Origin of the sequence: Klebsiella sp. Lac1, from assembly GCF_009825425.1 — a bacterium.
Taxonomy (GTDB): Bacteria; Pseudomonadota; Gammaproteobacteria; order Enterobacterales; family Enterobacteriaceae; genus Klebsiella; species Klebsiella electrica.
This window is the reverse complement of the sequence record NZ_VJZJ01000005.1, coordinates 17,212-30,157: the sequence shown is the minus strand read 5'-3', so window position 1 is coordinate 30,157 and position 12,946 is coordinate 17,212. Positions and strand designations below refer to the sequence as shown.

The 12,946-nt window shown below is 50.7% G+C and carries 15 protein-coding genes; all 15 read right to left on the bottom strand.

Annotated features, from left to right (window positions below; genetic code table 11):
• Positions 1 to 20: 20 nt before the first annotated feature.
• Positions 21 to 713: a hypothetical protein gene (locus FNY10_RS26685; protein ID WP_202395549.1), complete on the bottom strand. Its 693-nt coding sequence runs from the start codon at positions 711 to 713 to the stop codon at positions 21 to 23.
• A gap of 191 nt (positions 714 to 904) precedes the next feature.
• Positions 905 to 1,636, bottom strand: a complete 732-nt coding sequence (gene traT / locus FNY10_RS25760) for a conjugal transfer complement resistance protein TraT (RefSeq protein ID WP_064386198.1) — start codon at positions 1,634 to 1,636, stop codon at positions 905 to 907.
• A gap of 352 nt (positions 1,637 to 1,988) precedes the next feature.
• Positions 1,989 to 2,657 (bottom strand): hypothetical protein, encoded by a 669-nt coding sequence (locus FNY10_RS25755; RefSeq protein ID WP_128317877.1) that lies wholly within the window; start codon positions 2,655 to 2,657, stop codon positions 1,989 to 1,991.
• A gap of 16 nt (positions 2,658 to 2,673) precedes the next feature.
• Entirely contained in the window at positions 2,674 to 5,553 is a 2,880-nt protein-coding gene (traG, locus tag FNY10_RS25750; protein ID WP_064386194.1) for a conjugal transfer mating-pair stabilization protein TraG, read from the bottom strand.
• Positions 5,553 to 6,923, bottom strand: coding sequence for a conjugal transfer pilus assembly protein TraH (gene traH, locus FNY10_RS25745; RefSeq protein WP_075606918.1), 1,371 nt, complete (start codon positions 6,921 to 6,923; stop codon positions 5,553 to 5,555). Before traH ends, traG begins: the two co-directional genes overlap by 1 nt.
• Positions 6,910 to 7,470 carry a type-F conjugative transfer system pilin assembly thiol-disulfide isomerase TrbB gene (gene trbB, locus FNY10_RS25740; RefSeq protein WP_039698500.1) on the bottom strand — a complete coding sequence of 187 codons (561 nt, stop codon included), beginning with the start codon at positions 7,468 to 7,470 and terminating at the stop codon, positions 6,910 to 6,912. Before trbB ends, traH begins: the two co-directional genes overlap by 14 nt.
• Positions 7,445 to 7,681, bottom strand: coding sequence for a type-F conjugative transfer system pilin chaperone TraQ (gene traQ / locus FNY10_RS25735; RefSeq protein WP_053390221.1), 237 nt, complete (start codon positions 7,679 to 7,681; stop codon positions 7,445 to 7,447). The genes trbB and traQ overlap by 26 nt, the downstream gene beginning before the upstream one ends.
• Positions 7,682 to 7,691: 10 nt before the next feature.
• Complete coding sequence (gene traF / locus FNY10_RS25730; RefSeq protein ID WP_053390220.1) at positions 7,692 to 8,444, bottom strand: type-F conjugative transfer system pilin assembly protein TraF; 753 nt, start codon at positions 8,442 to 8,444, stop codon at positions 7,692 to 7,694.
• Between the two features lie 20 nt (positions 8,445 to 8,464).
• Positions 8,465 to 8,791 (bottom strand): hypothetical protein, encoded by a 327-nt coding sequence (locus FNY10_RS25725; protein WP_053390219.1) that lies wholly within the window; start codon positions 8,789 to 8,791, stop codon positions 8,465 to 8,467.
• A 45-nt stretch (positions 8,792 to 8,836) separates the two neighbouring features.
• On the bottom strand, positions 8,837 to 9,079 hold the full coding sequence (trbE, locus tag FNY10_RS25720) for a conjugal transfer protein TrbE (RefSeq protein WP_053390218.1): 243 nt from the start codon (positions 9,077 to 9,079) through the stop codon (positions 8,837 to 8,839).
• Entirely contained in the window at positions 9,069 to 9,680 is a 612-nt protein-coding gene (locus tag FNY10_RS25715) for a hypothetical protein (RefSeq protein ID WP_053390217.1), read from the bottom strand. Before FNY10_RS25715 ends, trbE begins: the two co-directional genes overlap by 11 nt.
• A complete protein-coding gene (locus tag FNY10_RS25710) occupies positions 9,673 to 9,933 on the bottom strand; it encodes a hypothetical protein (RefSeq protein ID WP_053390216.1) in 261 nt (86 codons plus the stop codon). The genes FNY10_RS25715 and FNY10_RS25710 overlap by 8 nt, the downstream gene beginning before the upstream one ends.
• A 31-nt stretch (positions 9,934 to 9,964) precedes the next feature.
• Positions 9,965 to 11,920: a type-F conjugative transfer system mating-pair stabilization protein TraN gene (traN, locus tag FNY10_RS25705; RefSeq protein ID WP_064343537.1), complete on the bottom strand. Its 1,956-nt coding sequence runs from the start codon at positions 11,918 to 11,920 to the stop codon at positions 9,965 to 9,967.
• Complete coding sequence (locus FNY10_RS25700; RefSeq protein ID WP_053390297.1) at positions 11,917 to 12,300, bottom strand: hypothetical protein; 384 nt, start codon at positions 12,298 to 12,300, stop codon at positions 11,917 to 11,919. The genes traN and FNY10_RS25700 overlap by 4 nt, the downstream gene beginning before the upstream one ends.
• Positions 12,297 to 12,944 (bottom strand): type-F conjugative transfer system pilin assembly protein TrbC, encoded by a 648-nt coding sequence (gene trbC, locus FNY10_RS25695; RefSeq protein WP_064343536.1) that lies wholly within the window; start codon positions 12,942 to 12,944, stop codon positions 12,297 to 12,299. Before trbC ends, FNY10_RS25700 begins: the two co-directional genes overlap by 4 nt.
• Positions 12,945 to 12,946 lie beyond the last annotated feature (2 nt).

The following is a 12,946-nucleotide window of genomic DNA, read 5'->3' as shown; positions in this document are numbered from 1 at the left end:
TCCTCATCCGCTGCAATCATTCAGAAGCTACGTATGCAGAAGGTATAGCCCTCAGAGCCGTGACAATGTCCGCCTTTGAGGTACGATTTCGCTACCTGCCGTCCGGCCTCATCAACAAGGGAATGGAGTGCGGATGGCGATGTTTCAGCCGTATATTGCAGGCAGACGCAGAGCCATTTCACGGGACGTTCAATGATATCCGGACGTTCAAACCAGCCTGTCCCCGGAGAAAGCCAGGAGCCGCACAGCTTGTCAGAAGGAAATTTAGTCTGCACAGACCAGGCAAACTCACCGTCAGAGCTGTCGCGGCGATTGACGCCGGGGATATACAGATTTTCAGCTTCGCGGACAACACGAGAGGCGAGAGAAGAAAAGACGGAATCATCAGCGTCTGCCGGCCCTTCCACACATAAGGAGAGCTGGAAATATTCTGGCTGGCTCCATCCTTCAGGCTTTTTATCGGGATTGACAGGCAAAGCATCACGCTTACTTTTCGTGTGTAAAGAAGTATTTTTTCGGGACAAGAATAATATTATCAAAACAAAGAACACAATAACAAATGCACCGCCGAAATACACAACATAGTCATCAACGAAAGTCGGGACACTCTGTTGCGATGAGGAATAAGCGCCACCCTCTGAGGGGTGCGGATAAAAATCACTCGGCATCAATTCATGCGTATCAACAGATCTGGCAGATTCAGATGTTGCCATATATAACCTCTAAATTAAAAAAGATGAAATAACTCCGCCGATGGCGGCAACGCCTCACAGATGCACAAATAAATTGTGCAACTGCTCACCGTTCTGAGGAGGAATAAGCTGATTAAATGTCGAATTAACCTGACAGGCCAGGGAGGCGATGTCAGTCTGGCCCGGTATACCCGGGCCGTGAGGTGGCAAACTTACAGAATATTCGCGATAGATTTAGCCAGCTGGTCTTCCAGAACAGGCTGTGCTTCCGGGAACTTGAGATTAACTTTGTTCGCACTGGAGACAACGCGCGTCTGGTATTTATGCTGATTACCGGTTTCGGTGCTGGTTTGCACTTTCGCACCGGAGGTACCCTGGCGTAATACCGCGACATTATCCGTCTGTACCTGGGTTTTGGCCCGTTCGGAGATCTGAACATCGGTGATCATCGTGTAGTTCACGTCTTCCACCATCGCATCAGCCGCCATGCCTACCAGTCCAGCTGCCAGACCGACACCGAGGGTCGCGCCGGCTGAACTGGAATTATAGGCGGTGATCCCTGCACCCAGCGCAGCCGCTGTTGCCGCACCTTCATAACCCCGGCTTAGCCAGCCCTGGGTTTCACGCAGGTCCATTTTATCGGCCTTCAGGACATTTGCCTGAATCCAGTAACCCGCGGTATCGGGATTAGTGACGACCTGGTAGCCTTTTGCTGTGACGGTACTGGTGATTTTCGACTGGAGCCCGCTCATATCTTTATCAGAGGTATTTTTGATTTGCAGATAAACGGTCTTATTATTTGACGGCTCCAGCCAGATTGTTTCGCTCATCTGTGTTTTTACATCCAGATTACGCTTTTTAATTGCTGTACCCATTGCGCTACAACCGGAAAGCACCAGTGCTGAACTGATGACCATTACAGCCATGATTTTATTTAGTTTCATCCTGAATCCTTGAGACATAATCAATATAAGTGAATACACATTCTCTTATTTCTTCGGAATGCGCATTCACTATAAAGGAATTTTAAGGGAAAGGTATAAATTTATTACGGTTTGAACAATCAATAATAACCCAAAGAAACTCTTAGCCTATTAATAAACTACCATAATTAATAGGCCTGAGAGTTTTCATTTTACATCTAGGATAAGCATGCGAGTGCTGTGAACTAATGACAATTAATGCAACACCCACATAAAACACAAATACAAATACAAATACAAATACAAATACAAATGACAGCTTAATTTATAAGCAGCCGAGTAAACCACATTTACTTAAACTACAACTCAAAGCTTACTCATGTCTACTGTAACCATATGGATTCCCCGCAACATCAACACCACCATTCATTGGAAGACCTGTTGCTGGATTATGCTCATCTATTTTTATGCCATCAAAACTACTACTGGTTGATATTATACTTTCGCCAACACGTTTACATGGTGTTAAAATATATGCCAACTCATTTATTTTATATCGATTAAAATCTATATTCATGTACACAGAGAAACCAATCACTGAAGCAATGATTGCAGACAAAAAACATATCGTACTTAGATTAAATAAAGCACAAAAGACAACAAGCACAGCATACCAAAAAGAAAACACGGCAGCGTATCTTTTTATTTTCTTGGAGAGAAAAAAATACATTTTCGAGTTAATTCTAAAGCTGTACGGAGCAGACAAATATAAAGAACGAGCGCTACCAATAAAAATTAAAGATAACAATCCTAAAACAAAAGAAGTTCCTATAGACACGACGACTCCGAGTCGCTCCTCACTAATATTAAAAGGTGAATATAATCGACCACTAAAAAACATTAGCGGCCAAAAAACAAACCAACTGCAAAGCATAAGCCCTGGCCATACACTTTTCCAAAACGATACCGACTTCAAACCACTATAACTTAGCACTTTAACTAAAACGCCCAATTCTTTTTGAATAATTTTCTCAGTTATCATCTTCTATCCCCAAATCCTAAGGGAGCTTATCTTCAAGATCTTTTGATCTCTTTAAGGCATTCTCCCTGAGTTTTTCCGTTGTATCACTTATCAACGTGTCTCGTTGAGAACTTATCTCTTTATTATATTGCTCACTAAAATTATTTCCTTCTTTTTTGTGGTGGTTTTCCAGACCGGTCTGCTGTGTTTTCACATCATCCCCCTGCTGCTGAATTCCCTGACGGCTTTCCTCGTGTGCCTGTTTGTTTTGAGACACCATCGATCCCACTGTCTGACCCACATTACCCTTGATTCCAGCATTATGCGTCATTCCATCAATACTGCCACTGTGCTGGTTATAATCGGCTTCTACGGTACCAGCCCCTCCACCTCCTGACACAGTAGGCATTCCCTGACCGATTGTGCCTCTCGCATCCTGATAGGCGCCATCAACCTTAGGCTCTACCTGTGCCTTAACAAATTCACGGGCCAGCGATTCTCGTTGTGCTGCCACTTCCGGCGAACTGGTATTTGTCAGGATAGCTTCTGCATTCTGTGGAGACCGTTGTTGGACAAAGTTTGCAAACTGCTGCGTCAGATTCTCACTCATCTGGCCGCTCATACTCTCTGTTCGAGAAGCCATTTCGCTAAATTCATGGCTGCGAGTACGGCTGTTTGTATATTGGTCGTAGCTGTTTTTCGCACTGGAAAGTGACGCAGAGAACTGGTCCACGCGGGAGCTTGCATTATTATCTGTCGTGTTACCTGATGTACTGGTTTTATGGCTGGTGATGTAGTCAGCCCCCTCTTTAAAATCTTTCGCCGCCTGGCTACTGGTATCATGTCTGGTATCTACTGAGTGGCGGCCGGATTGCCCTACAGTATCAGTTGAACCCGTGCCCGCAGTACCACTTGCTGCAACTTTCAGACCTCCATCGATACTGGCTCCTGTAGCCAATTTACCCAGTTTACCGGCAAGCTGATCTCCCGAGCTCCATTTCACCCCACCGTAAGCTTCACCCGTGATTGAGCCCCTTGTCGATTCATCCATCAAGTTCTGGAACGACTGTTCGTTACTTATGTTGTTGGCTTTTGCATTTGAAACAACCGCGTTCCACATTTTGCTTTTCGCCATTGAATCCTGCGACGACTCGGTATTATCTGCCCCCGTGGTGGTTGACGCGCTGGTCCCCATATTTGTGCCAAATTGCTTCAGGCTGTTCCAGGCACTGGTCACGCTGCTGTTATAGCCCTGCAGAGAGCTCTCTGCCTGGACGTCAGATTCACGTGCCATCTGCTGCTGTGCACTGGCTATCTGACGGCCAACATTAATATCCACCGGCAGTTTTGACATCGCACCGCTGCTGTCCCAGACCATCGAACCATCCCGGGTCTGTGTACCCATGCCTCCGTTCCCCAGTTGCCGGGACATCTGTCCAAATGCCGTTGAACTGTTGGTGTTCCAGCTGTTTCCGCTGACATTGTCCGTTTGCATATTCGAAAACGAGTAATTCCCGTCCACGACGCTGGAAGAGGCCTGCGACGTCGAGCTGAGGCCCGACGAGGCAAAATGACTGTACGCGCTGGAAAACCCTGCCCCCATACTTTTAATCATGGCCCAGGTTAAGGGGGGGATCATCATCGAGATGTAGCCCGCAGTTGTCGCAATATCGGAGTTCTTGAGCTGAACCTGAGAGAGTTCAGACAGGACCACCGGTACTCCATTTTGCTTCGCATAATACGCCATCGCGCTGTTCAGAATGGCGTACAGCAGAGGCCAGGACTGCAGCCACATCAGCGCATAAAAGTAACCCTTGATGACCTGCATTGTCATCATGTTGAACATGGCGGCCATCACCATGATCGGAAACAGGCCAATCATGATCCCCATCACCACCGTCTGCATCAACGGCAGGGAGCGTAATGCCTGGTGGCCCATTGTCGCCTGTGCCAGGCGTTGTTTCTCCAGCGAAGAGGTGTTGGCGATGTTCACCAGGCTGGCCGTATCACCACTGCGGGCCGCGTAGCTCTGAATACCGCTGCGCAGTGCATTCATGGTGACATTCTGGCGGATTATCTGTCCCGCGCTCTGCCCCGAGCTGTAGAAGAAGTTATAGCTGTCACCGATCATCTGGCTGAACAGCAGGTCCGGGTTGGGTTTGCCGCCAAAGAGCTGGCGCACATAGTAGTTCCAGGTTTTCCCGCCCGTCTGGGTATCCAGAGCCAGCCGTTGCTTCAGCTCCGTTGCCGCCACCTGACAGCTGATAAACGTGGTGCCAATATAGTCTTTCTCCAGAAACTTATAGCTGTTATTAGGAACCTGACGAAGTGGACTCGGCTGAGAAAATATCAGCGAGTACGGGTCAGCAGATTCCATCAGCTCCTCAAAGGAATACTTATGGTTGAGAAAAATATCGCCCATGACGCAGTTCTGCACATAGTCAGAGAACAACGTGGTGATCTCCGGGTTCTGCGATAAAAAGTCGGTGCTTTTAGCGATTAAATTACTGCCAAACAGCATCCCTGTCTTGCTGTACGTCACGCTGTCGGGCAGGGAGAAAATCATCTCATAGCTCTGTACCAGCGCATTCCCGACGCGTGTTGTCAGTGAGGCAGGAATCGCCAGGCCTATCGGGACATTGTCGACCTGATAGACCTGAGAGACATTACTGTAGTCGATAATCTGCACCGGTTTGCGAATGACGACCAGCATCGAGACCAGCGTCAGGGCAAACACCCAGCCGACCAGATCCATGACGTTGTGCTTTTTCACCCAGCTGCTGGCGACAATCAGTACGGAAAAGGCGATACACATTTTCTCAATGGAGGACCAGGTACCGGTACTCATGAAAGCGGCAATGGCATTCAGGTTGCCCCGAAACCAGTCGCCGCCGGCTATCGTGTAGATTTCCAGCATCAGAGGCTCCCTCCGAAGTGATAGTTGTTCTGGTAGCGGGTCATCATGCGGGCGGATACCTGCTGACGCATGTAGCTCATCTGCCGGTCAACGACCAGCAGCGCGTCCTGCTGCACCTGTATCCGGGACTGAAAAGCGGCAATCTGCACACTCGCCTGGTTCAGGTTCTCGAGGATCATGTCCATCGTCGACTGCGGGTAGTTACCGGTCGAGACCATTGCACGGGCCTGCTGGATCAGCTCCTGGATGTACTGCAGCAGTATGTCGTAGCCGATATAGTCCGTCAGCTGGTACAGCAGCGAGTTAGAGACCCCGAGCATCTGCGGGTCAACCAGGTATTTAAAGACCGGGATGGTGGTGCTGGAGATAAACCCTTTCTCCTGCTCTGTCAGCGCGGTATCCGTTACTGCTTTGTTCTGGATACTGCTCAGCAGAGCGGAGATCTGGTTCTTCAGCGCCTTTTTGTCTGAAATCGTCACGCTGGCATCGGCCACCACCTTGAGACATTTTTCTGAATCATTGCAGTGGTAGATTTTAGCCGTCCCTCCCTCCATCATCGCCTTAATCAGGTCCTGATCCGTGGTCCGTGCCGGCAGCGGTGTGATTTCACTGTTCTCGCCAAAAATCAGGGTACCGGTCAGCGTCATCACAAACTCTTTCAGCTCTTTGTTATCGTCGAAGAGGCGGTTTTTGGACAGGGCATTCCACATGACATTGATGTTCTTCATGACCCGTTCCTTGTCCTTGTCGCTGGCTTTGTCCTGCACCTTGTCCATCTGCCCGCCCACCGAACAGCCCTGTCGGGACGCGGCCCAGTCCGAAAAGATATTGCTCTCGCCGGCGATATCCTGGCATACCTTCTGCTGAGCGACCTGGGTTCGAGGAAACAGCCCGCCGACAATTCCCTGCGCGGCCTGGCAGCTGCTGAGGTTCATGCTGTTGATGTCGCTGGCCATCTTCTGCAGGAAGTCCTTTGCGGTCTTGATTTCGGGTACAGTGGTCTGCAGTGCCAGGTCAAAGAAGTAGCCCGCGGCGTTGGACATGATTTGTTTGCCGAAGCGCTGCAGCTGTTCGCTGTTGATAAAAGAGAACGAACCCAGATATGCATCGATGCCGCCGCAACCGGCATTAATATCCGGCAGGGTCATGCTGACCAGCTGGATCGTTTTCACCTGCGTCCGGGCATACAGCGAACCACCGGAGGCGTAACCCGCCGCCTGCCCCTGCCAGACCTGAGGCTGGCTGGTATTGGACGCGAACCCCAGCTTGTTGAAAAAGTTGTTCATATCGCCGTTCACATCGGCGGCGGCCGGGAGAGAGATACCCAGCAAAAAACCTCCGGCCAGCGCGGCCCTTTTAATGTTGCTCATTCCCTGTCGCCCCCATCATCTGAAATACGGTATCCATTCTGGCCATAAACCCCTGCGCATCCGTGGCTCCCTGCAATATCGGGTATGCCGCCAGGGTGTTCACGTTGACCAGAAACGTGGTCGGCGTGGCCACCGGGATATTCGGGAAAAAGGTCTGCATCACGTCAGGCGGTGCCGGCAGCGCTTCGGGAAACGCTTCATCCCCCTGCCCGTCAATGGTGTAAGAGAACACGGAGAAACCATACTGGCCTGATAACTGCTTCAGGACCGGGTCAAACTTGTGGCAGTACGGGCAGTGCCCCTGCATAAACAACACCACTTTCCAGTCGCTGAGGTTGACCTGTCTGCCGTTGCTGAGCCGGTACAAGCGGACCTGAGAGACCGGCTTCTCAGACGCAGGTACGCCAGTGGATGCCGCCGGAGCGGCGCCAGTTATGCCCTGCGGATCCCAGAGGGATTTCACTTCATCGAGTGTACCGGCGTAAATCACGGGAGAAAGTGCCAGCAGCAGAGCGCCCGTACTAATTATCTTCAGATGGCTTTTCACGGGCTTTCTCCTGTTTTTCTGCCTCAGCAATCAGGGCGTTGATAATTTTGTACCCGCCGAAAATAACCATCCCTAACCCCAGAATTTCTCCGGCCTGAATGGCCATCTCAGGCTGCTTCCTTACCAGCCGGGCGATAAGATGGAAAAATACGCCCACGGCCAGCACCCACATCCCGGTAATGTCTAAATCGGGAAAACGAATCTTTCGCATGACACTCTCCTTAAAAATTGGGTTTAAAGTCGCTGGAGACATAGAGAAACTGTTTTGCCAGGTCGTCCTGACTGATAAAGCCGTAACTGAGGGGTTTCACCTGCCCGCTTTTCGGGTTGACCAGCATCATCGCCGGGAAGTACTTCACGCCGAGCTGCTGTGACTGGCCCTGGTCCATCCGGCTGTCAGGGAGCAGGGGATTCACCACGCCGTCCACAGAGACCGGTATCACGCTCAGGCCGTAAGTCTCGCGAAAGTTCTGAATCACCTGGACCAGCTGTCCATCGATGGCCTCACGCCCCCGGTAGAAGAACATCACACCGTAGTGCTGTGCGAGAGTGGCGATAGCCTTTCGCTGTTCGGCATAGTCGGCAGCCAGCTGGTTTTTCACAGTGCCGTTGTAGTGGCTGTACTGCAGGTTGTAATCGAGCTCCGGGTTTTCCAGCATGGCTTTCTTTGCGCTCATCGAGAACAGGCCAGCCTGCTGCGTCCAGTAGTTCTGGAGACGGAAGAACTTCACAAAAGCCGGCACTGAGGGGTACAAGATGGCTTCCGCTAATGCTTTTTTCGTTGCATGTTGCAGAGCTGCCTGTTTCTCCAGAATATCCATTTGCGGCGGTGAGGCCGCTGGTGCCGGCAGTTGCTCTTCTTCCCGGGACTTCAGTTTCTCGTTGTACCACTGCCAGCCCGCGTCTTTTGCGTAAGCCGGCATCAGGGTGCAGCAAAGGCACCCCGCCAGCATGGCGGCATGTATTGTTCGCATGGTAAATACCCTTTTATGAATTAACGCGGCTGGCGTGACAGATGCTGATAGACGCTGTACTTATCAAGAAGACGCCGTGTTTTTCCTGCGTCATTGCGGGCTTCAAAGCGATACCCGCTGCAGTACAGGGGAAGCGAATTCATTTCCAGGTTCACCCGCTCCCCTCCTTTAACCACCCACGCGGCCTGAGAAACCCGGTCACACTGAATACCCCAGGCCCGGTTGGTGGTCATAAACGCATTAATCTGCTTATCGCGCCACAGGCTGTACGACATGACACAGACCAGGAAGACGACAAACACGCCGACAAACAGCATCACCACCCCGTATGATTTTTTCTCTTCCATGCCCCCCTCCTGGTCACATCGTGAAAAATAGTGGCATAGGCTGAGTCATCTTTTTTTCTCCTTACGACTGGTTTTTATCAGTCCCGCCAGAGCAGAAAAAAACAGGTAACTCACCAGCCAGAAAAAACCGACCATGAGAATAAAAACCACACTCTCAATATAATCACTACCTGACGTCCCTTTGACGGCATCCCATGAGAAATACAGCACAGGGGAGATAATGATTATTGTCAGCAGTAATCTCACCAGAAAATCGACGGCAGGATATTTATGAAAGTTAATTTTCATGGTTGTGTTCCTTATTACTGTTATCCTCCTTCACCTTCAGCCCGGCTTTCCCCGCGGGAAAACTGTCAGCAAAGCGAGTGGTACATTCCTCTGCGCCTTTTGATGTAAAGAATCCGGGGTCATCCTCCCCGATAATATAATCGGGGTAGGTAGTAAATCGAATATCAGAGTGATCGTCATAGTTTAACCTGCTATTATCCCTGAAAAAATCAACCCCTCCCTTATTTTTAAAGCGTTTTGCATCCTCACCTGATACTTTCATAACCAGCGAGTCGGGGTCGACCTCCCACATATCACGAGTATCCAGCATTGTCCGGGTAGCTTTAAATTCAGCTTCAAATCGTAACGTTTTCAGACCGGTGGCGTACATGGCAACCCGCCCATCCATTTTTGTTTTATTTTCACTTTGCTCCGTAACCGTATACCGGGAAATCATTCTTATTTTTGTAAAAAACGTTTCATCTGTTCTCTTACACTGAATGACAGTGCCGGGCATCTGCATTGAATACAGCTTCTCGAGTTCCTCTCTGCTTGCGGCATTTGAAAATGGCATTATTAGAATAAAAAACAAAACCGTGGCGGACCTGACCAGTCTATTCATTTAAACCATCCTTATTATTTTCAATACGGGACAACGTGATGACATAAAAAACAAGCGACAGTGCCCCCATCCCCATACACTCAGCCCCGTCCCGACTGGAGAGCAGAGAAAACGCGACAGCAACTGTTGCCTGTGATGTCAGAGCACCGAAAAATATCAGGATCAGGCTGCGGCCTGACATGAACACAGCAAGGATGAATGGAATTAAAAACAAGGTCAGCAGCTGAAATATCATCATAAATGACGCTGTCATTTTATCACCTTTAAATTTAATTATTCAGAAATCATTTTGCTGAAGACTGCGTGAGAAGTTCTTTTATGCGTTGTTTTGTTTTATCAGTCAGCTCACTGTTATCCGGTATTTTCTGGTTATTTATCAGGTCCTCCATGAAGTTCGTGAAGTCCAGCTGATTAAAGTTAATGCCCTGCAGTTCTGCTACCGTGATCCCCCGGCAGTCCGGACTGCTGGCACCACCGAACCCAATATGCAGCTGTCCGTTACGGCCTTGCTCCTGGACTATCTGAGCCAGTTTTGAGTCAAACTGGCAGTAACTGCGTTTTTTCTCCAGACAGATCCCCAGTACCTTCTTCGAGCAGAACTCACCAATACTGACTGTCAGCTTGTTGGTTTTCGCTTTGGCCAGCGCCTTCTCTTCGCTGCTGCAGCGTGCCAGGCCCACATCCTGGCCCCATCCGCTGTCCTTGCAGCAGTTGCTGAAGCCTGCAGCGAACTTCTTACAGAATTTTGCCTTGCCGGTGAATGCCCTGACGTCCACCCCGTTCAGCGCCGCAACATCTTTACCCGCAGCGGCCAGCGCCGCGAGCTCTGAAACTGCCTGTCCAAAGCCGTTGTTCGTGCCGCTGACCGCTTTATCGCATTCACCATCAAGGCAGAATACATCCCCGCCGCAGATCATCTGCTTACCGCTGGTCCGGGTTTCGCAGGAGTACGTGGCATACTCATGCAGACAGGTCCCGTCTTCACCGGTGAAGGCACACTGACGTGAAGAGAGCGTGCAGGCTGTATTGTTCATCAGGCTCTCACAGGAGCCATGATCCGCAGGCTGTGTGAGCCAGGTGTCCTTGTATTTCCAGCATGCTTCTGTGAAGGAATACGCCTTCCCGCCCAGGTTGAGGTTTTTTGTCCCGCCCGGGCTGATACATTCTTCACCTGTTTTCGTGCCTTCGTCCTTGCTGAACGGACAGCTTTCAACCCAGACCACCTCTGGTGCAAATACGGTTTCCGTCTCCTCCATGACCAGTATGACCGTCACCTGAATGGATTTAACATTCACTGATGGCTGGGTTTTCGACGTTTTCGTTACCGGAAAGCTCTGCCCGGCGACAACGTTCCGGTCCATGCTGAAAGACTGATGAATTTTCCCGGTGCCATCGTAGTAATGACTTGTACAGTGTGTGTTCTGGCCCCCGGAGCACGTCGTCACCGTATTCGGCCAGGTCATCACATCGACAGGGAATGTTTTATCAAAGAGGCTGATGTTTTCACTGACTGCAAGCTTGCAACTGTCTCTGACCTTTCCTTCGTTGTCACATTCATAAATCCAGGGAACCGGCAGAGGTTCACCGTCAACAGACACGCTGAGCAGCCGCCCTGTCGACGGGATGGTCAGCGTCCCGCTCCATCGGGTGCTGTTTCGGGTGAAATTCATCGGGACAGCCTGCTGGTAGGTACGACTGACCTTTTGCGTCGTGGCGTTGTCTTTCAGCGTCGCCTCCCGCGTGCAGAAGTTCTCCACCTGCAAATCCCGCTCGCACGTATGGTTCGTGAACTCGCTACGATTAACCACCTGTGCCTTACAGGCCTGACCGGTATCGCCGACAATGCTGTCCGCCCGGGATTCGGTGTCCTGTGCCGCCTGAATAAAGGGGGCATCCGCTGAAATACTGTCAGGGGGCCGGTTGGTGAACGACTCCGTGATACTTTGTCCGGCCTCGTTCTGGCTGAACTCCGAGGCAGAGTCTCTTTTCAGGGAACTGTCACCGCTGGCTGTCACGCCACCGTAGTATTTCGTCTGGTCGGGTCGGGAGGTATAACCGGGTAAGGTCTGCTCACCATTAAAGTTTTTCAGGGCATCGAGCCCCCCTCCCTGAACCTGTTTTGCGAAATCCGAACCGGCTTTGTAATCCGTACTGCTGTCGGCACAGACCGGCGTCGTAAACCAGATAAATGTCCCGAGCACAGCAGCGTGCAGAGTAATAATGAGGGGAACCTCTTTCATGAGAACTCTCCTTGTTTTTTCACATAGCACGCAATGACATTGAAATCGCCTCGCAGAGAGCCCCGACGCCAGCGGCTTAAGTGGTTATGTGGCTTCGTCGGGCTTAGCCGAAAACAGAGGGAATACGTTGAATCAAAACTGCCGGTGATATCCCATCCCCAGTTCAGTACAGGATCTCCTGATTCAGCATCTTCACGCAGACACTGGCTGAGCCGTGAGGCCTTCGCAACAGACGAGGTGAAAGCGATATAAGGCATAATGGAATCAACCGGTAACCCGTACCCCTGACAGGATGCGTAGGTCCTGAACTCATGGGCGTTCATACAGGCCACCAGGTACCGGATATCCTTGTCGATATAATGGTACGGTTTTCCATTCATGGCTGGCTCCTGATGGCACCTGAGGACAGGTCGAGCATCTGTCGGGCCGTCTGCGCGCAGTCCCCTTTCTCTGCGACCTTCTCCAGCGCCTGCTTCAGCCTGATATTGCCATGCACCACGTCGAAGCCGGCCTGACAGCGCACCACCAGGGCCGGCACGCTACGGATGTTGTACTGCGTATACAGCGTCGGGTCGATTTGCACACCGTCAGTCACCCCGTCGTTCACCAGGTTCATCACCGCATCGGTCGTCGCTTTCATATCGTTGTTAACCAGCCCTCGCAACGTGGCAGGAATGCTGTACTGCTTTGTTTCGTGAAGCATTCGCTTCAGACCTTCTTCCGGTATCGAGAAGGAGACAAAGTACAGCGCCCCTTCAGTCGGTTTTTCCTGGTTAGCCTCCTTTTGTTGACTGGCCAGGTTGTCAATAAACTGACGATCGGACTGTGCCAGGGGATTGCGGTTAATCTGCGCTTCCAGTTCCTGCTGCAGCTGTTTGTCCGGATGCTGACGTAACTGTTCACTGAGGTTTTCCTGCTGTTTCAGCCACTCCCTGTCTGCCGTAGTCGGACTGCCTGGGCTACCGGCAGCGACGACTGGGCCTGACAATACAACCAGCGTCATTAATACATTCTTTAACTTCATCA

Excerpts from the sequence above, each read along its gene's own strand:
- trbC (WP_064343536.1), bottom strand. The coding sequence starts at position 12,944 with ATGAAGTTAAAGAATGTATTAATGACGCTGGTTGTATTGTCAGGCCCA.
- FNY10_RS26685 (WP_202395549.1), bottom strand. The coding sequence starts at position 713 with ATGGCAACATCTGAATCTGCCAGATCTGTTGATACGCATGAATTGATG.
- traN (WP_064343537.1), bottom strand. The coding sequence starts at position 11,920 with ATGAAAGAGGTTCCCCTCATTATTACTCTGCACGCTGCTGTGCTCGGG.
- trbE (WP_053390218.1), bottom strand. The coding sequence starts at position 9,079 with ATGAAAATTAACTTTCATAAATATCCTGCCGTCGATTTTCTGGTGAGA.
- FNY10_RS25710 (WP_053390216.1), bottom strand. The coding sequence starts at position 9,933 with ATGACAGCGTCATTTATGATGATATTTCAGCTGCTGACCTTGTTTTTA.
- traF (WP_053390220.1), bottom strand. The coding sequence starts at position 8,444 with ATGCGAACAATACATGCCGCCATGCTGGCGGGGTGCCTTTGCTGCACC.
- traT (WP_064386198.1), bottom strand. The coding sequence starts at position 1,636 with ATGAAACTAAATAAAATCATGGCTGTAATGGTCATCAGTTCAGCACTG.
- FNY10_RS25725 (WP_053390219.1), bottom strand. The coding sequence starts at position 8,791 with ATGGAAGAGAAAAAATCATACGGGGTGGTGATGCTGTTTGTCGGCGTG.
- FNY10_RS25700 (WP_053390297.1), bottom strand. The coding sequence starts at position 12,300 with ATGAATGGAAAACCGTACCATTATATCGACAAGGATATCCGGTACCTG.
- traQ (WP_053390221.1), bottom strand. The coding sequence starts at position 7,681 with ATGCGAAAGATTCGTTTTCCCGATTTAGACATTACCGGGATGTGGGTG.
- traG (WP_064386194.1), bottom strand. The coding sequence starts at position 5,553 with ATGCTGGAAATCTACACGATAGCCGGCGGCGACTGGTTTCGGGGCAAC.
- FNY10_RS25715 (WP_053390217.1), bottom strand. The coding sequence starts at position 9,680 with ATGAATAGACTGGTCAGGTCCGCCACGGTTTTGTTTTTTATTCTAATA.
- traH (WP_075606918.1), bottom strand. The coding sequence starts at position 6,923 with ATGAGCAACATTAAAAGGGCCGCGCTGGCCGGAGGTTTTTTGCTGGGT.
- FNY10_RS25755 (WP_128317877.1), bottom strand. The coding sequence starts at position 2,657 with ATGATAACTGAGAAAATTATTCAAAAAGAATTGGGCGTTTTAGTTAAA.